The sequence below is a fragment of the Pseudomonas sp. PAMC 25886 genome (assembly GCF_000242655.1).
GTDB lineage: Bacteria > Pseudomonadota > Gammaproteobacteria > Pseudomonadales > Pseudomonadaceae > Aquipseudomonas.
Window position 1 is genome coordinate 498,469 of sequence record NZ_AHHC01000050.1, and the last position, 18,266, is coordinate 516,734.

Annotated in this window: 20 protein-coding genes; 9 read left to right on the forward strand and 11 right to left on the reverse strand. The window is 59.6% G+C overall.

Annotated elements, in window-relative coordinates:
• Positions 1–159 precede the first annotated feature (159 nt).
• From MUM_RS0117840 to MUM_RS0117850, 3 genes are all read left to right on the forward strand, one after another.
• Positions 160–2,115, forward strand: a complete 1,956-nt coding sequence (locus MUM_RS0117840) for a flavin monoamine oxidase family protein (protein ID WP_029615978.1) — start codon at positions 160–162, stop codon at positions 2,113–2,115.
• Between the two features lie 143 nt (positions 2,116–2,258).
• Positions 2,259–3,146 carry a nitrilase family protein gene (locus MUM_RS0117845; RefSeq protein WP_010172211.1) on the forward strand — a complete coding sequence of 296 codons (888 nt, stop codon included), beginning with the start codon at positions 2,259–2,261 and terminating at the stop codon, positions 3,144–3,146.
• A 14-nt stretch (positions 3,147–3,160) separates the two neighbouring features.
• Complete coding sequence (locus MUM_RS0117850) at positions 3,161–4,324, forward strand: hypothetical protein (RefSeq protein ID WP_010172213.1); 1,164 nt, start codon at positions 3,161–3,163, stop codon at positions 4,322–4,324.
• A 39-nt stretch (positions 4,325–4,363) separates the two neighbouring features.
• Here MUM_RS0117850 and MUM_RS0117855 read toward each other — a convergent pair whose 3' ends face one another.
• The 8 genes from MUM_RS0117855 to MUM_RS0117890 form a co-directional block, all read right to left on the reverse strand.
• Positions 4,364–4,984, reverse strand: coding sequence for a transglycosylase SLT domain-containing protein (locus MUM_RS0117855; RefSeq protein WP_029615979.1), 621 nt, complete (start codon positions 4,982–4,984; stop codon positions 4,364–4,366).
• Positions 4,985–5,218: 234 nt separating this feature from the next.
• Positions 5,219–5,671 (reverse strand): RidA family protein, encoded by a 453-nt coding sequence (locus MUM_RS0117860; protein ID WP_010172218.1) that lies wholly within the window; start codon positions 5,669–5,671, stop codon positions 5,219–5,221.
• A complete protein-coding gene (locus MUM_RS0117865; RefSeq protein ID WP_010172219.1) occupies positions 5,668–6,552 on the reverse strand; it encodes a PhzF family phenazine biosynthesis protein in 885 nt (294 codons plus the stop codon). Before MUM_RS0117865 ends, MUM_RS0117860 begins: the two co-directional genes overlap by 4 nt.
• Positions 6,549–7,589: an ABC transporter substrate-binding protein gene (locus tag MUM_RS0117870; protein WP_010172221.1), complete on the reverse strand. Its 1,041-nt coding sequence runs from the start codon at positions 7,587–7,589 to the stop codon at positions 6,549–6,551. Before MUM_RS0117870 ends, MUM_RS0117865 begins: the two co-directional genes overlap by 4 nt.
• 25 nt (positions 7,590–7,614) lie before the next feature.
• Positions 7,615–8,379, reverse strand: coding sequence for an ABC transporter permease (locus MUM_RS0117875; RefSeq protein WP_010172223.1), 765 nt, complete (start codon positions 8,377–8,379; stop codon positions 7,615–7,617).
• Complete coding sequence (locus MUM_RS0117880; RefSeq protein WP_010172225.1) at positions 8,376–9,194, reverse strand: ABC transporter ATP-binding protein; 819 nt, start codon at positions 9,192–9,194, stop codon at positions 8,376–8,378. The genes MUM_RS0117875 and MUM_RS0117880 overlap by 4 nt, the downstream gene beginning before the upstream one ends.
• Positions 9,195–9,327: 133 nt before the next feature.
• Positions 9,328–10,131: an AraC family transcriptional regulator gene (locus MUM_RS0117885; RefSeq protein WP_010172228.1), complete on the reverse strand. Its 804-nt coding sequence runs from the start codon at positions 10,129–10,131 to the stop codon at positions 9,328–9,330.
• A gap of 113 nt (positions 10,132–10,244) precedes the next feature.
• Complete coding sequence (locus tag MUM_RS0117890; RefSeq protein ID WP_010172230.1) at positions 10,245–11,213, reverse strand: hypothetical protein; 969 nt, start codon at positions 11,211–11,213, stop codon at positions 10,245–10,247.
• Between the two features lie 304 nt (positions 11,214–11,517).
• Here MUM_RS0117890 and MUM_RS0117895 point away from each other — a divergent pair, with 304 nt between their 5' ends.
• The 3 genes from MUM_RS0117895 (at position 11,518) to MUM_RS0117905 (ending at position 13,679) form a co-directional block, all read left to right on the forward strand.
• Positions 11,518–13,014 carry a PAS domain S-box protein gene (locus tag MUM_RS0117895; protein WP_010172232.1) on the forward strand — a complete coding sequence of 499 codons (1,497 nt, stop codon included), beginning with the start codon at positions 11,518–11,520 and terminating at the stop codon, positions 13,012–13,014.
• 132 nt (positions 13,015–13,146) lie between these two features.
• A complete protein-coding gene (locus MUM_RS0117900; RefSeq protein WP_010172234.1) occupies positions 13,147–13,398 on the forward strand; it encodes a CsbD family protein in 252 nt (83 codons plus the stop codon).
• A gap of 11 nt (positions 13,399–13,409) precedes the next feature.
• Positions 13,410–13,679 carry a DUF1652 domain-containing protein gene (locus MUM_RS0117905; protein ID WP_010172236.1) on the forward strand — a complete coding sequence of 90 codons (270 nt, stop codon included), beginning with the start codon at positions 13,410–13,412 and terminating at the stop codon, positions 13,677–13,679.
• 18 nt (positions 13,680–13,697) lie between these two features.
• On the opposite strand, the gene MUM_RS0117910 is transcribed toward MUM_RS0117905, so the two are convergent.
• The gene (locus MUM_RS0117910) at positions 13,698–14,888 is read right to left on the reverse strand and encodes an MFS transporter (RefSeq protein ID WP_029615980.1); all 1,191 of its coding nucleotides are present in this window, start codon (positions 14,886–14,888) and stop codon (positions 13,698–13,700) included.
• A 155-nt stretch (positions 14,889–15,043) separates the two neighbouring features.
• On the reverse strand, positions 15,044–15,352 hold the full coding sequence (locus MUM_RS0117915; protein ID WP_010172240.1) for an RcnB family protein: 309 nt from the start codon (positions 15,350–15,352) through the stop codon (positions 15,044–15,046).
• A gap of 160 nt (positions 15,353–15,512) precedes the next feature.
• Between MUM_RS0117915 and MUM_RS0117920 the strand changes: the two genes are divergently transcribed.
• On the forward strand, positions 15,513–15,863 hold the full coding sequence (locus MUM_RS0117920) for a LemA family protein (protein WP_010172241.1): 351 nt from the start codon (positions 15,513–15,515) through the stop codon (positions 15,861–15,863).
• Positions 15,864–15,875: 12 nt separating this feature from the next.
• Here the strand turns inward: MUM_RS0117920 and MUM_RS0117925 are convergent, their stop codons facing one another.
• Positions 15,876–16,268, reverse strand: coding sequence for a nuclear transport factor 2 family protein (locus tag MUM_RS0117925; RefSeq protein WP_238535545.1), 393 nt, complete (start codon positions 16,266–16,268; stop codon positions 15,876–15,878).
• 57 nt (positions 16,269–16,325) lie between these two features.
• Here MUM_RS0117925 and MUM_RS0117930 point away from each other — a divergent pair, with 57 nt between their 5' ends.
• Together MUM_RS0117930 and MUM_RS0117935 are read left to right on the forward strand one after the other, a co-directional pair.
• Positions 16,326–16,883, forward strand: a complete 558-nt coding sequence (locus tag MUM_RS0117930; RefSeq protein ID WP_010172245.1) for a helix-turn-helix domain-containing protein — start codon at positions 16,326–16,328, stop codon at positions 16,881–16,883.
• Positions 16,884–16,894: 11 nt separating this feature from the next.
• Positions 16,895–18,241, forward strand: a complete 1,347-nt coding sequence (locus MUM_RS0117935; protein ID WP_010172247.1) for a glutamine synthetase family protein — start codon at positions 16,895–16,897, stop codon at positions 18,239–18,241.
• Positions 18,242–18,266 lie beyond the last annotated feature (25 nt).

Here is an 18,266-nt window from a genome sequence, read left to right on the forward strand (position 1 = left end):
CCAATCAGCACTTAGCCAACTTGAATGCGTACTCAGCTAGAACTGCCTACAAAAACCGATGAAAACGACCCTATCACACAGTGCCAATCGCTTATTTACGTTAGCCGAGTCAGCGAGCAGCCTAACCACCCACGAACATAAACACCAAGGATGATTTACATGACCATAGGATCAGAATTTAATTACCCAGCCGACATCGCAACTAGTTATTCTAGAGTAAAGAGATCTATTCAAAATAAATGGCGAGGACGTTTTCCTGGCCCTCCAGACTTATGTTTTGACTACCGGGCCCTGGTAGAGCAAAAAGACGGAATCGCCACCTCGGCCAATTCGGATCACAGCATCTGTATTATCGGAGCTGGCATAACAGGGCTTACTACCGCCCGAGAACTTTATCGCTGTGGATTTGAAAATATAACGTTGCTTGAAAAATCCAAGCGAATCGGCGGCAGGCACCTTACTGTGCTTGGAGGACAACAATCCAATAACATAGGACGTCCACCCTTTGAAATGGGCGCGATGCGTATGCCCTTCTTTAACCGATCTGACGAGCAGCCCACTGAGGGTAGGTCTCTGATGGCCTATTACGCCAAAGAATTTGAATTGGCTCATTCAAACTTCCCAAACCCCGGAAGCCCCTGGGTCAAGTCAACCGGTATCTACTTACGCGAAGGGAGCATAGACAATAGCAGTCAGCCCACAATGCTGATCTGGAAAAACAGAGACGGGGTAACACCTCCACCTGGCGAAACGCTAAGAGCCGTGTATGCAAAATGGCAAGATTTTGCCAGACGTCTAACACGGAAAGTCGCGGAGTTATACGCAAGTGAGCAATGGGAGTTATTTTGGGCGGCCATAGTTAAAAAGTACGAAAGTATCTCGTTTCGGGATCTGGTGAAAATGCCAGCTATTGAGTCTTGGCGCAGGGATCATCCCGGGGACTTCGGAGGAATGGGGATGACGACACAAGAGTCGGCGGTGTTCTACGCAATTGGAATCGGTGATGGCAGTTGGGGAGCATTTTATGACATATGCTCACTCTATCCCTTACGTACTGCGATTTTCGGTTTCAGCAGTCACCTCCAGTTGATTCATGGCCGAGTCAATATGGACGGCATGGCTGTCGACTCTCCACACCTGAAAAGCTCAGCCGTTTTCGACTCCAGGGGGCTTAGGTTTAATAAACCCAACTACAAAGGCCTAGGCGCCTTGGCAGAGTGCATGCTCTTTATGAGCACTCCCGAAACAGGAAAATCCGTTTATGAACATAGTCTCGAAAGGAAGACCGGTTTACTGACTGACTCTCCCGTAAAAAGGTTGGAAAAACTTAAAAGCGGAAAAATACGAGTCCATTATGATTGGAACTCAAGCAACCCTAAAAAATCTGAACCCTGCTCTGCTGAATTCGATTCGGTCATCATCACTTTACCTTCGTGGCTGATCGAAACGCAGATAACCCTTGAGGGCTTCGATCAAGAGATGCTTCCTTTCGATACGATAAACGCATATAAAACCGCTCACTGGGAGACTAGCTGCAAAGTATACGCCCCCTTAAAAAAGTCATTCCTATCAAAAAACACGAAAATCCCTCAAGCCATTGTGACCGACAGCTTCATACATGATGTGTACACCTATCGCTACAACGAACAATACACCTATGACTGCATACTTCTGAGCTATACATGGGAGGACGACGCCACGAAACTCTCTTCATTAAGCGACAAAGAGTTGGTAGCAAAGTGCATTGAGGAACTGGATAGAATCCTGATCAACTCTACAAACATTCGAGAGAAAATTTCCCCATATATCGGCCACGAGCAGGCTGTCGTCCAGCGCTGGATGAATGACAAAAACTCATTAGGGTGCGCAAAACTCTACAGACCCGGCACCTACTACGAAGCCGTGGGCCTAATGAAATACAACAAAGATCACTCATCCAAGTCTGGACTTTATCTCTGCGGCGAATCTTTTTCAGTTGATGCTGGCTGGACCGAGCCTTGCTTTAGAGGGGCAATAGATACTGTAATAAACATCTGCAACAGGACCGGCGCCACATTCAACGGGGGATTTTCTATGCAGCACTATCCAGAATACAAAACCGATCATTCACACTAATCAAATTCAACGCACAACAAAAACTCTTAACGGAACCAAACTACACCGCTATAGGAACCGTCTGACTTTCATTTAAACATCAGCTCGCCTCTTATAAACACCCAGCTATTCCTGGCTGAATAAAAATAAGAGGTCACCCCCCAATGAGCGATCCAACAAGCCCTGTTCGCATAGCTGTCCTCCAGTTCGATCCCCAGGTCGGGATGGAAAACCGGGAGCGCAACCTGCGTCTTAGCCTAGAGCTGGCAACGGAGGCGGTGAGCGGCGGCGCCAATCTGATCGTGCTGCCAGAGCTTTCGAACTGTGGTTATTTCTTCTCCAGCCGTCAGGACGCGTTTGATCACGCTGAGGCCATTCCGGGCGGGCCGAGTGTGCAAGCCTGGACGGATTTCGCCTGTAAACATCAGGTGTATCTGGTGGCAGGCCTCAGCGAAATCTGCGGCATGCAGCTGTTCAATACCGCCGTATTGCTTGGGCCGGACGGTTTTATCGGCAAGTACCGCAAGGCCCATCTGTGGAACATGGAAAAGCTCTGGTTCACTCCCGGCGATGTCGGGTTTCCCGTCTTTGAAACGCCCATAGGCCGTATAGGACTGTTGATCTGCTGGGACATCTGGTTTCCTGAGGTGCCGCGCATTCTCAGTCAGCAAGGCGCCGATATTATTTGCAGCCTGAATAACTGGGTTTGGACCCCGCCTCCGCTGTTCGACGACGCGGGGAAGTGCATGGCGTCGTACCTCACGATGACCGCAGCCCACGTCAATAACGTGTTTATCGCCGCAGCCAGCCGTATCGGCGAGGAGCGCGATGCGCGGTATCTGGGGTGCTCGCTGATTGCCGGGACCAATGGCTGGCCCATCGGCGCGGTGGCTTCGGCGAATCGGCAGGAGATTCTGTTTGCCGACGTTGACCTCACCAGCGCCCGCAGTGCGCCTATCTGGAATAGCCTCAACGACTTGCAGCGGGACCGACGTGCGGATATTTACGACCAGATGCTCGGGTATACCCAGCATCGCGCCCTGCCACGCTGATCGGAGGGCGCCTCATGGAAACCCTTTTGGAAAAGCCGCGTGCAGACCGCTCCCGGGCCGATAACACCGTCATCGCGCTGGGGCTTGCCAGTGCTTTGTTGATCCTGTGGATAGCCCTTGCTTACCCCTGGCCCGGTTATGCCGATATGGTGACCAGCCTTCCCCACCCCAGCGCCTGGCTGCGCTGGGTGCTAGGGGATATCAGCGAAGTCGCGTTCTACAAACATGAACTGGCCTCACTCGGCCTGCTGGGCGGCGCGTATCTGGCGTGGTGGGCCAGCCGTACAGGCAAGTCCTGGCAAGGCTTTGCCATCTCGTACGGTACTGGGCTGTGGCCGTGGCTGGTAACCAGTTCATTACTCGGTTTACTGCTGAGTAATGCGTTGTGGGGCTGGACCGTCACCGCTGACACGTGGCAGCCGACGTTTGCGGCGTTTGTTTCGCTGCCAGCGGCCATGGTGCTGATGTTCGGGGGTGGCTGGAAGGTCACGCTCAACGGTGCCGTGCTGGGAGCCGTACTGGTCACACCGATGTGTTTACTGATCGTCAATTATCTCTGCCTGCCACTGGGCTTGCCGGCTGTGATCGGCAATGTACTGGGAATGGCGGTGGGCAGTGTGATTGCCTTTGTGTTGTGCCGTCGGGTGCCGGCACTGGTGCGCAGTGATTACGTCGCGCCGCAAAAGCCTGCTCCATTGAAACCGCCGACCTATGGCCTGGTGTGGAGTGCGCGAAGGGTATTGGCTGACTTTTCCGAAGCGCCATTCTTCGGCAATGAACTGGCCAGCCTGGGCTTGTTGGCTGGCGTATTACTGGCTTACGCGTTGAACCCGGTGAGCCCGGCCTATGGATCTGGGCTGGTAGTGCATCTGATCGGCGCACAAGCGCTGACATCTGCACTGGGCGTGGTGATCTGGCGACATCAGTGGATCAAACGCGGCTGGTATCCCACGTATGTTCCGCTGGTTTCGGTGGTACCGGCAGCCGTGCTGACCCATGGCGGCAGTTGGGAAGTGATGGGATCAAGTGCATTGCTCGGCGCATTGATCGCGCCGCCACTGGCCTGCGCCATTGCAGGACGGTTGCCGCCCCACTTCCACCCCTACATCGGCAACGTAATCTCAATGGCGCTGAGCACCCTGATGGTGGTGCCATTGGTGGGATGGCTGGCCGTTTAATCTCTATCTCCTACGCCGGGCAACGGACTGCCCGGGCAGTCACAGCCAATGCCAGAACCGGCTCCAGAAACCCCGTCCCAAATCGTTCTTGCAGCCCGCATATTGCGCCGCATACATCTGCGAACGCGCCTGCACCTTGCCGGCCACCGGCATCAGCCAGGCTTTGCTCGCATAGGTGCGCTGACGATACCCGCCCCAGCCTTCGTGGTAGTTCAGGTATTGGCCGTAGGCATCGTATTTGTACACGCCGTTGATGGTGTAGGTCTTGTCCATGTACCAGCCGACAAAATCGATGGCGTCGTCAAAGTCCTGTCGGCCGGCGCCAGTACGACCGGTGCTTTTCTGGTAGTCGCTCCACACTTCATCCTTGGCCTGGGCATAGCCGGAGGCAGTAGACACACGGCCCCAGGGGATGATCCACAACAGGTATTTACGCGGGGTCTTGGCGTCCTGTCGAAAGCCGGACTCCTGATACATGATGGCGAACGGTACCTGGATCGGCACGCCCCAGCGCGCCTGGGTCACCTTGGCGGCGTCGTACCAGTCGTCTTTTTCGCGAAAGATGCCGCAGATGTCGTTGGGGGTGCGGGGTGGCGAGGTGCCGCAGCCGGCCAATAAGGCAGCAAGTAGCAACAGCCCTGCGGTTTTTCCTGCGTTCAAAAGCTCACCGTCTCGTCGTGAGGATAAAAGGCGGGCAGTTTACTCGTTCGTCGGGGTTGCTGTAGAGGTCAAAGCGAGTCTATTTCTGTGGCGAGGGAGCTTGCTCCCGCTGGAGTGCGAAGCGCTCCCCATCCGGTGGGCGCGGTATGCCTGGGGCGTTGCGTTCACCGGTTTTGGGGCTGCTGCGCAGCCCAACGGGAGCAAGCTCCCTCGCCACATTGGGTCGGGTGGTTATCAGGTAACGACTGCCGTCAGTTCCAGTTCAAGCAGACCGTTGCCGGGCAGTCCCGCCACGCCCACCGCCGAGCGCGCGTGCCGGCCGCGTTCGCCAAACAGCTCGATCAACAGCTGCGACGCGCCGTCGACCACCCTGGAGAACCCCTGGAAACCTTCCCCGCCCAACACAAACCCGCGTACAAACAGGATGCGCTCAACGTTCTCCAGCCCTACCGCCTGGTCCAGCACGCTCAACGCCCGCAGCACGCACGTCTGCCCCGCTTCGTTAACCAACGAAGGCAGCGTCTGGTCCGTCACCGGCCCGGTGATCACGTGGTCACCCTGTCGACAAACCTGCCCGCTGACATACGCCACGCCGCCATGAATCGTCACCGGCACGTAGTCGCCCTTGGGGCTCGGTGCCTCAGGCAGCTCCAGGCCGAGCGCTTTCAGTTTTTCGCGCACGCTCATGCCGGTTCCTCGACAAATTCCACATGCCCGCCCAGCCAGCAGCCTGCGACTTGCCCCGCCTCATCCCGGCGAAACCGCAGGGAGATTTTCGAAGGCCGGCCCATGGCCCGCCCCTGGCGGATATGCACCGGGCGTTCATCTGCCGTCACCAGGCCGTTGTGCAGCAAACCAAACGCCAACGCCGCTGCGGCGATGCCGGTGGCGGCGTCTTCCGGGTAGCCCGAGGACTTGGGAAATTGCCGCGCATCGAACTGTCGCCCTTCCAGGTCCGAGGGCGCGTACGGGTACAAACCGGTGGAACCAAGGCGCTCGCACAGTTGCTGCATTCGCCGGTAGTCCGGTTTCAGGCTGTCCAGTACCGCTACGCTTTTCAGCGCGATCAGGGTTTTCACCCGGCTGGTGCAGGCGTTCTGGATCGGCAGCGGTGCCAGTTCGTTGGAGGTGATGCCGAGCACCGACAGAATCTCGGCCTCGACTTCGGCGTCGTTCAACGCCTCGACCTGGCCCTTGGGCTGGCTGATTTCCACCTGGATATCCGGGGTGCCCGCAGCGGTGATCCGCGCATCCACCCGACCGCTCAGTGTCGATAACGTCAGGCGATCCTTGTGCAGCATGCCCAATTGATCCAGCAGCCACACCGCTCCCACGGTGGCGTGCCCGCACATTTCCATCTCGTGGTTGGGCACCCAGAAGCGCAAGGCAAAATCAAATTCGCTGCCGGCCGGCGGGGCAAATACAAAGCCGCATTCATGGCCGTAGTCGCGGGCGACTTGCTGCATGTCGGCATCGCTCATGCCATCGGCCACGGCCACGGTTGGCGCGGGGTTGCCGCCACGGGCAGTGGCGGGAAAAACATTGACCAGGTGAACTTCGGGCGTCATTTCGCCTCTCCCTGAAGGGTGGAAACAGTCGGCGCCACGGCGTCGACGATGGAGTTGGTGTAGACCTGCTGCGGGTCGAGTTTTACCGGGTCGCTCTCCACCGCGTTCATGAAGCGGATGTTTTTCTCAACACCGTCTTTCTCGATCCGTGGCGTCGCCGGGTAGGACGGCAACGAGGCGGTCCAGGCGGCATTGAAGATGGCGGCGTCGGTGTTGGCGAAATACGGGCGTACCGATTCGCGAGCCTTGTCCGGGTCGCTGGCGATCAGGTGCTCGGCACGCCACAGGGCGCGGACCATTTTCTCGGCGGTGGCCTTGTTGTTGGCCAGCCAGTCTTCGCGGGCAATCATCGCGGTGAAGAGGAAGCCGTCCAGGGGTTTGTATTCGCCCTTGGCCAGGTCCATCAGCACAAAGCCGCCCTGTTTTTCAGCGGTGGTGATGGTGGGTGGCGACAACGAGAAGCCGTTGATGCTGCCTTGGGAAAACGCCGCGAGCATGTTCGGCGCGCCACCGATGGGCATGATGGTGAAGTCTTTGTCCGGGTTGAGGCCCGCGTCCTTGGCCAGGTAGCGCACCAGCATGTCGGTGGTGCTGCCGGGGCCGGTGACGCCGATCTTCAAGCCCTTGAGCGCCTGGGCGCGGGCCTCCAGGGATGAAGTGGCCGACACACCGGCCTTTTGCGCCGAAGCGCCGTCGATCACCACGGTGCTGCCGAACTGGGTTTGCACGGCGGCAAACGCCTGGACGTCCTGGCCCTTGGTACGGGCACGCACCGCGACGGCGGGCAGGCCGACGTACGCATCGGCATCACGCCCCAGCACGGCGGTGAGTGCTGCCGAGCCGCCTTTCTGGAACACGATGACGTCGACGTTCAGGCCTTCATCGGCGAAGTAACCTTGCTTCTGCGCGACGTAGATCGGCACGTAGAGGAAGCCTTCGCTGGGGAACGCCAGGGTGACTTTGGTCAGGTCCTGGGCCTGTGCGGTGGGCATACATGACGCGAGTAAAACGCTGGCGATGAACAGTGGTTTCAACATGATCAGGCTCCACAGATTTTGGGGGTTAAACCGCGACTTCACGTTCCGCTTCGTTGGCTTTCCACGGCATCAACCTGCGCTCGGCCAGCTTCACCGCGGTGTTCAGGATCAGCGCCAGGGCGATGATCCCCACCAGCGCGGCAAACACACCGGCGGTGTCGAACTGCGAGGCAGCATCCGAGAGCAGGTAACCCAGGCCACGGTTGGCGGCGATGATCTCGCCCACCAGCGCGCCGATCAGCGCGTAGGGCACCGACAAGCGCAGGCCGGTGAACACCCAGGTGAAGGCCGACGGGATCACCACCATGGTCAGCAGGTCGCGCTCCTTGGCGCCCATCAGGCGCAGGATGGTCAGTTGCTCGCGGGAGACGTTGCGCACACCGCTGTAGGTGTTGAGGAACACCAGAAAGAACACCACAGCGGCGGTGAGGATGACTTTCATCGGCAAACCGATGCCGAACCAGAGGATGAACAGCGGCGCCAGCGCGACTTTCGGCAAGCTGTAGAACGCGGTCAGAAACGGGTCGAGGATGTCGGCCAAGAGCTTGGCGCGGCCCAATACCAGACCGGCGATCAAGCCAGCGAGGGAGCCGAAGAAGAAGCCCAGCACCGCTTCCAGCGTGGTGATGCCGGCGTGGTAGAAAAACACCCCGTTCATGAGGATTTTCCACAAGCTTTGCGCCACCGCCGAAGGCCGGCTGATGAAGAATTCCACACCGAACCAGCGCGACACGCATTCCCAGAACACCAGCAGGAACACCAGGAACAGCAAGCGATAGACCTGGATCATACGACCTCCAGCGAGTGGGCCAATGAGGAAGGATCCGCCGCACCGGCCACATCCGGCGCCAGGCGTTTCCAGAGGGCGGCGCAGAGTTCCACGTAGCGTGGGTCGGAGCGCAATTGCACGAGGTTGCGTTCGCCGGCCAGGGGAATATCGAGCACATGGTCGATGGTGCCGGGGCGGCCGGCGAACACCACACAACGGTCGGCCAGCGCGATGGCTTCGTCGACGTCGTGGGTGACGAACAGCACGGTCTTGTTCAGCTTGCGGCACAGGCGCAAGAGTTCGGTTTGCAGGGTCAAACGCATCTGCGCATCAAGGGCGCCGAAGGGTTCGTCCATCAACAGGGTTTCCGGATCGCTGGCCATCAAGCGCGCCATGGCCGCGCGTTTGCGCATGCCTCCGGAAAGCTGGTTGGGGTAGCTTTCGCCGAAACCGGTGAGGCCCACCAACGCCATCAGTTCCTCGACACGACTGTCGATCTGGGCCTTGGGCATGCGGCGGATTTGCAACGGCACGGCGATGTTGCCGGCCACGGTGCGCCACGGCAGCAGGTGGTCGGCCTGGGTCATGTAGCCGACCCGGGTGTTGACGCCTTTGACCTCGGCGCCGTCGTAATGCACCTGGCCTTCAGTGGGGCCAAAGAGCCCGGCGGTCATGTTGAGCAAGGTGGACTTGCCGCAGCCCGAAGGGCCCACCAGGGTGATGATTTCACCCCGTTGAACCTGGAGTGTCACATTGCGCACGGCCACAAACTGGCGGCCCTCGACTTTGAAGCTTTTCTGCACCCCAGCGAAGCTGATAAAGGGTTTTGCACTCACCGCCCCTCCTCGTCCGGTAGGCCGGACTTGTTTGTTGTTGACGGAGTGAGGATGAACGGATGACAAATTTGTGGCGCACGGGATCGGGCCGGATCATGCGCGGGATCGGGACATCAAAAAAGTTGAAGCGGTATCAGCCTCGGCGCCACTCATCCGGCGAAACACCCAGCACCCGGCGGAACACATGGGCCAGATGGGAAGGTGATTCATAGCCGACGTTATTGGCGATCTCCAGCACCGACATGCGCGTGTGCCGCAACAGGGTCTGGGCCCGCTCCAGGCGCAGGCGCTGGACGTACGCCAGCACCGTCTCGCCGGTGTGCAGCGCGAACAGCCGGGTCAAGTGACGGCGGGACATGTGGAACGTTTCGGCGATCTCATCCAGCCCCGGCGCATGTTCGAGATTGCCCTCCACGTAGGCCTTCACGTCACGCACCAGCATGGCGCCGTGGCGCTCGGTGGAGGAGCGTTGCAGGCTCGGCTGGCTGAGGGAAATCGCCAGGCATTCGAGCAGCAGCAAGTGATCGGCCTGGGCAACTTGCCGGCGGCGGTCGACGTACAGGTCGGGTTGGCTGAAGGCTTTTTTCGCCAGGAGCAGATGGTGCAACGGTGCAGAGGTTTGCCAGATGCCCAGGGTGGGCACACGGAGCAGCCGATTGGCGTCACCGGAGAGGTCACGCAAGGCGTAGTGCATGTAGTCGGGGTCGACGTAGAACGCTACGTGGCCCTGGCGGGTGGTGAGTGACGAGGAGGAATGGCTGCATTGCGGCGGCACCAGGACGAACTGGCGGTCGATCACCGAGGTGGTGCGTCCGCTGTCCTCGTCCTTGAAGCGCAACAGGCCGTGCTCGGGCACCATCAGCATGAATTCGTCATGGGCGTGAGCCCCGGTTTCATAGGCGCCGTTGGAGTTGAAGACGCTGTAGATTTCGCGCATCGCCATGCACTGCCGGTGGGTGTTGGAGTGCTGACACTAGCATGTTTGGTGCCAGCCAAGCATTGGGATGAGGGAGCTTGCTCCCTCACCCCATAAAGCACCTCAAGTCATGATCAGGCCAACGGCACACGACGGGTGGAAATCGCCAGGCGACCTACGCCGAAGCTCAATGCCGCACCCAGCAGCAACATCAACAAGGTGCCCCACGCCGCATGGGACAGTTGCTTGGCGGCCACTTCGCCGGCTTCACGGGCTTTCTGTTCAGCCTGTTGCTTCAGTTCTTCAACCTTCTGCATGGCCTGCTGATAAGCCTGGGCATAGTTGTCGACGATCTGGGTGGCTTCAGCCTGGCTCTTGCCGGTACGGGCGGCGACGATGTTGACCAGCGCCTGCTTGTCCGCTGCGTTCAACGCGGGCTCGCCGGACGCCTTGACCCGTTCGAACCATTGCTTCAGTTCATCACCGGCCTGGGTGGGGTTTGTCGCGGCATCGTTGGCCGATTGCTTGCCGTCGGCGCTTGCCTGGTCGGCTTTTTGCTCAACGTTGGCCGGATCCAGCTCAGGCTTGCCGCTCTGCTTGAGCAGCGTGTCGAGCTGGCCTTGCAGGCTGTTCCAGTCCAGCTTGATACCTTGCTCATCCAGCTGCTGCTTGACGCTGTCGCTGATGCCCGGCGCCACTGCGGCGATACCGCTACCGGCCGCCGACAGGCCTTTGCCCACGACATTCCCCGCAGCACCCACCACGCTGGTGGCCAGCGCTGCCAGCAGCCAGGTGGTCAACAAGGTGGTGATGGTCCAGCTCAGCACGCCGTGCAGGCCGCCGCGATCCGGCGCAGTACGCCCGGCTACAAATGCACCGGCGCCGATCGCCAGCAAGGTAGACACAAACAGCCAGATCCCGGCACCGGTACCAAAACCGCTCAGCGGGTTACCGGCTGCCATCGGGTTCACCGCACTCGCGCCAATCGCGGTGCCCAGCACGCTCAGCACCAGGTAGGTCACCAGGGCAATTGCACTACCGGCCAATACCGAGCCCCAGGAGACACGAAACAGCGAACGGTTGGTTTCATAGACAGTGGTCATGATCGATCCTTTGAACAGTGAGTAGGCGCTCAGTTTGGCGAGGCCCTCCCCTGCGGTCTCGGCACAATTGCACTAGGCGCACTGGTGCATTCGCACCCCGCGCCGGGTACTTTCTCTGCACTATCCTGAGCCCCAGGTGTCGTACTCCCTATGCGCCTGAAACCGCTCCCCTGTAGGAGCTGGCTTGCCAGCGATGGTCGTAAACGATGACGCGCACATCCTGGAGGTCCGCGTTGCTGTTGAGCTTTTCGCTGGCAAGCCAGCTCCTACAGGGGGCGCAGGTGCCCTCAATATTGGAGAAACCATGAGCCAGGCCGTCCTCGCCAAAGAAACCAACCGCCGCCAACTGCAGCAGATCATCTCCGGCTTGTCCGATGGAGTGATTCTTGCCGAGGTCGACCAAACCATCCTGTGGGCCAACGAAGCCGCGCTGCTGATGCACGGCGTGGAGAAAGTTGAAGAGCTGGGTGCCAATACCCAGGAATACGCCGCCCGCTTTGCTTTGCGTTATCGCAACAACCACCCGCTGGTGCTGGAGAACTACCCGCTGAGCCGGGTGGCGGACGGTGAAGAATTCAGCGACGTGGTGGTGGAAGTCACCCCCACCGGCGACGAGGAAAAAACCTGGGTGCACCGCCTGCGCAGCCTGGTACTCACCGACGCATCCGGCGAGCCGGAGTTGCTGGTGCTGATCCTGAGCGACGCCACCGAATGGGCCAGCGCCGAACAACGCTTCGAAAAAACCTTCAATGCCAACCCGGCCCCGGCAGTGATCTGCCGCTTGAGCGACCTGCGCTATATCAAGGTCAACCAGGGCTTTCTGGAGATGACCGGCTACAGCCGTGACCAGGTAATCGGCCGTTCGGTGTACGAACTGGACGTGTTGGAGCAGGCCGAAAACAAGGACCTTGCCGTCAAGCGCCTGGGCGAAGGTTCGACCATCCCGCAGATGCAAGCCGAACTGAAACTGCCCGAAGGCGGCAGCAAACTGGTGATCGTGGCCGGCCAGCCGCTGGACATGAACGAGGAAGACTGCATGCTGTTTTCCTTCACCGACCTTGAGCCCCGCCGCAAGGCCGAAACTGCCCTGCGCCAGAGTGAGGAACGCTTTGCCAAGTCATTCCGGCTGACGCCCGTGCCGACCCTGGTGTGCAACGCGGCCAACCGGCAGGTGGTGGACATCAACGAAGCCTTCATGAACATCACCGGCTATATCAGTGAAGAACTGATCGGTAAATCCATCGAAGACATCGACTTTATCGACAGCCCCCAGGCGAGTACGCAACTGTTCACCACCCTGGAGAAGGCCGGCAACCTCGACGGCCTCGACCTGAAGATCCGCAAGAAAGGCAACGAGGTGATCGACTGCGTGCTGTCTGCCGACACGGTCAGCATTCAGGACGTACCCTGCTACCTGCTGGTGCTGATGAACATCACCGAGCGCAAACGCTCCGAGCTGGAACTGGTGGCGGCGATCGAGGAAGTGATGCAGGACGCCTCGTGGTTCAGCCAGACGCTGATTGAAAAACTGGCCAACGCCAAGAGCGTCAACAGCCCCAACGTGCCGAACATTTCCTTTACCGACCTCACCGCCCGGGAGCGCGATGTACTGGGCCTGATTTGCGAAGGCCTGGCCGACAAGGAGATCGCCTCGCGCCTGAAACTGGCGCCCAACACCGTGCGTAACCATGTGGCCACGGTGTACTCAAAACTGGGGGTGCACAGCCGTAGTGCAGCCATCGTCTGGGCCCGTGAGCGCGGGCTGTTTGCTGGCGAATTGCGGGTTAAAAAACCGAAATAGAGTGCAAATGCACTAGTGTGACCGGTGCAAATTCGCCTTATTGCACGGGGGTGCACTGCTTAACCTTGAAGGGTGGGCACAGGGCTTTGGGTCCTGTGCTGTTGAGATGTCATGCCCTTTAAGGAATCCATCATGAAAAGCGAACAAGTCAAAGGTGCCGTCGAGAAAGTGGCCGGCAAGGCTCAAGGTTTTTTGGGTGATCTGACCGGTGACGAACAGCTCCAGGCCGAAGGTGTGGCCCGTCAGGCCGCTGGCCAATTGCAGCAAACCTACGGTGACGCGCTGGACACCGTCGGCGACTTTGCCAAGCAAAAACCCCTGGCGACGGTTGCGATTGTCGCCGGTGTCGGCCTGCTGCTGGGCCTGTTGCTGCGTCGTCGCTGAGGAGAGCCCAAATGTTTACGCTCTCCCAACTGCGCAACTGCATCGAAGAGGCCCTGTCGCCCCTGACCTGCGAGTTCACCCTGTGCCGTGACGCCTCGTTGACCCTCAAGGTCTTCGATGCCGAAAGTGGCCGGGTAGACCTGGTGGTCACCGGGATCAGCGTCAACAAGCTGCAGACCCCGCAGGAAGTGGAAAAAATGGTCGACGAGTTGCGCTACGAACTGCAGAGCAACACGGTCGGCAAAGTCACTCTGGATGATCTGCCACTGCGCCCATTGTAGGAGCGAGCTTGCTCGCTTCTACACTGAACGCGCCTTCAACGACGCCCCGATAAAATAGAACACCCCTCCCCCGACAATGAACGCTGCCAACATGTAGAACATGTAGTGGGCCGGCAGGCTGGCCAGCACCAGCCCGCACAGCACCGGCCCCAGGGCAGCGCCGAGGTTGGAGAGGTTTTGCGCGCCGTAATACATGCCGCGCAGGTGGTCCGGGGCGATGCGGTCGATAAACATGTATTCGGCGGGAAACACCACAATTTCGCCCACGGTGAAAATCGCCATCGCCAGGATCCACCACCACACGTTGCTCGCCAGGGCAAAGCCAATCACCCCCAGCATGAACATGCCCAGGCCGAAGATCAGCCACTGGCTCAGGTAGCGGTGGGAAATGCGTCGGCCAATCGCGTATTGCAGGGCGATCACCAACACGGCGTTGGTGGTCAGGACCGCGCTGATGATGGTGTAGGTGTACTCGGCGGTGGTGGTGGTCACCAGGTACTGCGAGAGGTACGCGGTGAACTGGCCGAACACCACGGCACTGAGCAAGCCGCCGATGGTGAAGCACACCAGCCGGTGATCCCGCAGCAATACGCGGCCCACGGCGAGGAACGACACCGGCTTTTGCGTGGTGTCGACGGTGGCCAGGGTGCGGTCGCCCCAGCGCCAATACAGCAGGAAAAACCCGAGGCCCAGAGCGGCCGAGAGAATAAACGGCAAGCTGATATCGAGCTTGGCCACCATCGCGCCAAAAAACGGGCCTACGGCGTAACCGATATTGGTCAGGGTGTACTTGATGGAAAACGCTTCGCTGCGCTCATCTTCCGGCAGCAGGCTGGCAAACCCGGACTTGATCGCGATGTCGATCACCGCATAGGCCAGGTTGATCAGGATCAGGCAGCTGTAGAACGACCAGATTTCCCGGGCCAGCACCGTGCCGACAAACCCCAGCGCAAACACCACGCTCAGGCTGAGCAACAGCCGATAACTGTTGATGCGATCTACCAGGAAGCCGCCGTACACACTGAGCAGCGAACCGACGATCAGCGAGCTGCCGATCACCAGGCCGACCTGGCTGATGTCCAGGGCAAAGTGGTTGGTGAGGTAGATGACCAGGTACGGAAACGTGATGGCCTTGGCCAGGGTGAGGATCAACGTGGCCGACAACAGCAGGTTCACGGTACGCGGGTAATTTCTTATTGTGGCAAGCATCCTGCTCTCATTCTGATCAAGGTAAAGGGGCCATTGCAGCCCGCAAGCGGATCTACCTTAACGCAAAACAACAGGCAAAAAATGCTGATTTATGCATTTATGCAAAAATCAAATGCAGCGGGATGAGCTCGGGATCGCTCATCCCGCTGCCGGGGTCATTTTTTAACGGGCGTGATGTCGAGAATCGTGCCATTGGTGGTTTTGAGCAACACGTACTTGTCGTTCACACGGGCCCACTGGCTGTCTTCTTCCGGCTGCTTCAGGCCATGTTTTTTCCAGTCGGCGATGGCGGATTCCTTGCGCATCAGGATGTCCGGCGCGCGGTCGCCGGTCTTGAGGTCGCGGGTATTGATGTTTGAAGGCTGCACGGTTTTTTGCGGGGTATCAGCGGCCTGGACGGTGAAGCTCGCGGCGCACAGGCTCGCGGCAACCAGCAGGCAGGCAACAAGGGACTTGGACTTCATGGGCACTTCCTTCAATGAATGACGCGTAAAGATTCCGACCGCAGCCGCGGGGAATCATTCAGCGCAGTGATGGAAGCGGCAGATGGATGGACAGCCAGCGACCGGGCCGACGATTAATCAGATAAGATTGGTTCTTTTTTCCAGCTGCCCAGGACGTCCAATGACTGGTACCCACGTCATCATCATTTTCGTGACCGTTGTCACCTTGCTCGCGCTGTACGTGTTCGGCACCTACCGGGAACTGGTGGCGCTGCTCGATCGTTGCAAAAAAGCCTTCGGCCAATTCAAGGACGCCGAGCAACAATTGGCGGCGGCTCAAAGCGCCCCGTCACCCGGCGCGGAAATCGCCGGCCTGGAAAGCCGTGTCGCGTTCACCCGCCAGTTGTTCCACGACTCGGTCAACAACTACAACACCTACAAGCACAAGTCGCCGACGTCGGTAGTGGCTGAACTGCTGGGGCATCGTGACGATGCGAGCCTGTCGGGGTTTGAGGTCAAGCGTACGGTCTGAACTCGCCGACGCCTACACAGGTGCACGCTGACGCGTCGGCGTGCCCTGATGAAACACCATCTGCCACTGCCCGCCGCTCTCGCGCCACACCGAACTGCGCAACGACTCCCCTGCCGCATTGGCCTCCGTCGCCGCCCGTTGGCAACGATAGGTCACCAGCGCCACGCCTTCGGCCAGTATCTTCAACGCAAAGTCACCGATGCTACGGGCTGAAAACACATCATCCTGTAGCCCCTCGATCACCTCGGCCTTGCTGCCCCACACATTGCCGCTGGCACCAAATTCCACGAAATCATCCGCCAGCAACACCGACAACCGCGCGGCATCCGCACGGGTGGTGCATTGATGCAGCTCTTGTTCAAGGCTGCGTAAATGCTCCGACAACTCCATACCCATTGCCTCCATGAAATTAATCCTGTAATTTTTCATGAAATTTCTTGATAAGAATTTCACGAACCACCCATGGACAAGCAAGAAGAACTCGACGCCCTGGCGATCCTGATCCACGACCTGCGCAAGCACAAGAAGCTTACCCTGGCGCAACTCGCGCAAAAGATCGAGCGCTCCGTGGGTTTCCTGTCCCAGGTTGAACGCGGCCTGTCGCGCCCCACCGTGGCCGACTTGACTGCCATCAGCCACGCCCTCGGTGTGCCCACCACCTATTTCTACAGCCTGTCCAAACCCAAGGCGGTGGACTGGGTCACACGCCCCAATGAGCGGCGCACGGTGTATTACGCCAATGGCATCACCGACATCCTGGTGTCGCCCACCATGCACGGCGCGTTCTCGATCCTCGACAGCCTGCTGGCCCCCGGTGCCAACAGTGGCGAACAGACCATGAGTGACCGCGCCGAACAGGCCGGCTACGTGCTGGAGGGCGAGTTGACGCTGTGGGTCGAGGGCGAGGCTGACTCCGTCACCCTGGGCCCCGGCGACAGCTTCCACCTGGCCAGTTTTGCCCACTGCCGCTACGGCAACCTGACCGACCTGCCGGCCCGCGTGCTGTGGGTCTACAACTAGGAGCAACACCCGTGAAAAGCCATTCCTCCACGCTGCTGGCCGAAGTCCGGACCTTTCGCCAGAACCACCCCGATGTGCGCTATGTCGACCTGATTGCCCTGGACATTCCCGGGCACTTCTACGGCAAGCGCTACCCGGTGGACATGCTGGAAAAGGTCGCCGCCGGCAGCCCCTTGAAGCTGCCGCAAAACGCCGTGTTGCTGGGTGCCCAGGGCGGCCTGTTCAAGATCGGCGACTACTGCTTTCACGACGGTGACCCGGACGCCAACCGCCGCCTGGTGCCCGGCACCCTCAAGCCGGTGAGCTGGGAAGCGCAGCCCCTGGGGCAGATGCTGATCACCTCCGACGGCACCGAAGCGCCGATTGAATTCGAACCCCGTGAAGTGCTGGCCCAGGTGCTGGAACGCCTGCAGCGCAAAGGCATTCACCCGGTGGTGGCGTTTGAGCTGGAGTTCTACCTGTTCGACAAAAAGCTCAGCGACGGCCTGCCGCAATTTGCCCGCGACCCGCTGAGCGATGACGCCGATGACCAGCCCAACCTGCACATCGAGCGCCTGTCGCGCTTCGCGCCGGTGCTGGATGACATGGTCGAGACCGCCAAGGCCCAGGGCATCGACATCACGGTGATCACTGCCGAGCTGGGCCCCGGCCAGTTCGAAATCAATTTCGGTCACCTGGAGGACGGCCTGCGTGCCGCCGACTGGGCCGCCCTGTTCTGCCGCAGCACGCGCGGCGTGGCCCTAAAGCACGGTTACCGCGCCAGCTTCATGGCCAAGCCTTACCTGCAACACCCCGGCAGCGGCATGCATGTGCACGTCAGCCTGTACGACGCGGCGGGCAACAACCTGCTGGCGGCCCACCAGCAGCAACCGTTGCGTCACGCGGTGGCCGGCTGCCTGGAGCTGCTGCCCCATTGCATGCCGATTTTCTCGCCCAACCACAACGCCTTCCGCCGCCTGGGCGGCACGGTGAACGCGGCGACCCGCGCGTGCTGGGGCTTTGAGGATCGCGACGCGTGCGTGCGAATCCCCGAATCGGACCCGCGCAACCTGCGTATCGAACACCGCCTGGCGAGTGCCGATGCCAACCCGTATCTGGTGTTGGCGGCGATTCTGGTGGGGCTTGAGCATGGCCTTGAAGCGGCCAAAGAACCTATCGCACCGCTGAACGACGACCGCAACAGCGGCGCGGATTTCCCCCTGGAAATGCTCGAAGCCGTGCGCGCCATGCAGCATCAGCCAACGCTGCGAGAAGGCCTGGGCGCGGAGTTTGTCGACGTGTATTGCGAAAACAAACGCCAGGACCATTTGGCGTTCCAGCAGGAGATTCATGCGCGGGAATATCGCTGGTATCTGTAGACGCTGATGGTTAGCCTCTTGGGCA

Bases quoted from the DNA above. Each gene is read 5' to 3' on its own strand.
- MUM_RS0117860 (WP_010172218.1), bottom strand. From the start codon at position 5,671: ATGAGCGTGCGCGAAAAACTGAAAGCGCTCGGCCTGGAGCTGCCTGAG.
- MUM_RS0117865 (WP_010172219.1), bottom strand. From the start codon at position 6,552: ATGACGCCCGAAGTTCACCTGGTCAATGTTTTTCCCGCCACTGCCCGT.
- MUM_RS0117850 (WP_010172213.1), top strand. From the start codon at position 3,161: ATGGAAACCCTTTTGGAAAAGCCGCGTGCAGACCGCTCCCGGGCCGAT.
- MUM_RS0117930 (WP_010172245.1), top strand. From the start codon at position 16,326: ATGGACAAGCAAGAAGAACTCGACGCCCTGGCGATCCTGATCCACGAC.
- MUM_RS0117845 (WP_010172211.1), top strand. From the start codon at position 2,259: ATGAGCGATCCAACAAGCCCTGTTCGCATAGCTGTCCTCCAGTTCGAT.
- MUM_RS0117875 (WP_010172223.1), bottom strand. From the start codon at position 8,379: ATGATCCAGGTCTATCGCTTGCTGTTCCTGGTGTTCCTGCTGGTGTTC.
- MUM_RS0117900 (WP_010172234.1), top strand. From the start codon at position 13,147: ATGAAAAGCGAACAAGTCAAAGGTGCCGTCGAGAAAGTGGCCGGCAAG.
- MUM_RS0117840 (WP_029615978.1), top strand. From the start codon at position 160: ATGACCATAGGATCAGAATTTAATTACCCAGCCGACATCGCAACTAGT.
- MUM_RS0117870 (WP_010172221.1), bottom strand. From the start codon at position 7,589: ATGTTGAAACCACTGTTCATCGCCAGCGTTTTACTCGCGTCATGTATG.
- MUM_RS0117910 (WP_029615980.1), bottom strand. From the start codon at position 14,888: ATGCTTGCCACAATAAGAAATTACCCGCGTACCGTGAACCTGCTGTTG.
- MUM_RS0117915 (WP_010172240.1), bottom strand. From the start codon at position 15,352: ATGAAGTCCAAGTCCCTTGTTGCCTGCCTGCTGGTTGCCGCGAGCCTG.
- MUM_RS0117925 (WP_238535545.1), bottom strand. From the start codon at position 16,268: ATGGAGGCAATGGGTATGGAGTTGTCGGAGCATTTACGCAGCCTTGAA.
- MUM_RS0117885 (WP_010172228.1), bottom strand. From the start codon at position 10,131: ATGCGCGAAATCTACAGCGTCTTCAACTCCAACGGCGCCTATGAAACC.
- MUM_RS0117895 (WP_010172232.1), top strand. From the start codon at position 11,518: ATGAGCCAGGCCGTCCTCGCCAAAGAAACCAACCGCCGCCAACTGCAG.
- MUM_RS0117905 (WP_010172236.1), top strand. From the start codon at position 13,410: ATGTTTACGCTCTCCCAACTGCGCAACTGCATCGAAGAGGCCCTGTCG.
- MUM_RS0117920 (WP_010172241.1), top strand. From the start codon at position 15,513: ATGACTGGTACCCACGTCATCATCATTTTCGTGACCGTTGTCACCTTG.
- MUM_RS0117890 (WP_010172230.1), bottom strand. From the start codon at position 11,213: ATGACCACTGTCTATGAAACCAACCGTTCGCTGTTTCGTGTCTCCTGG.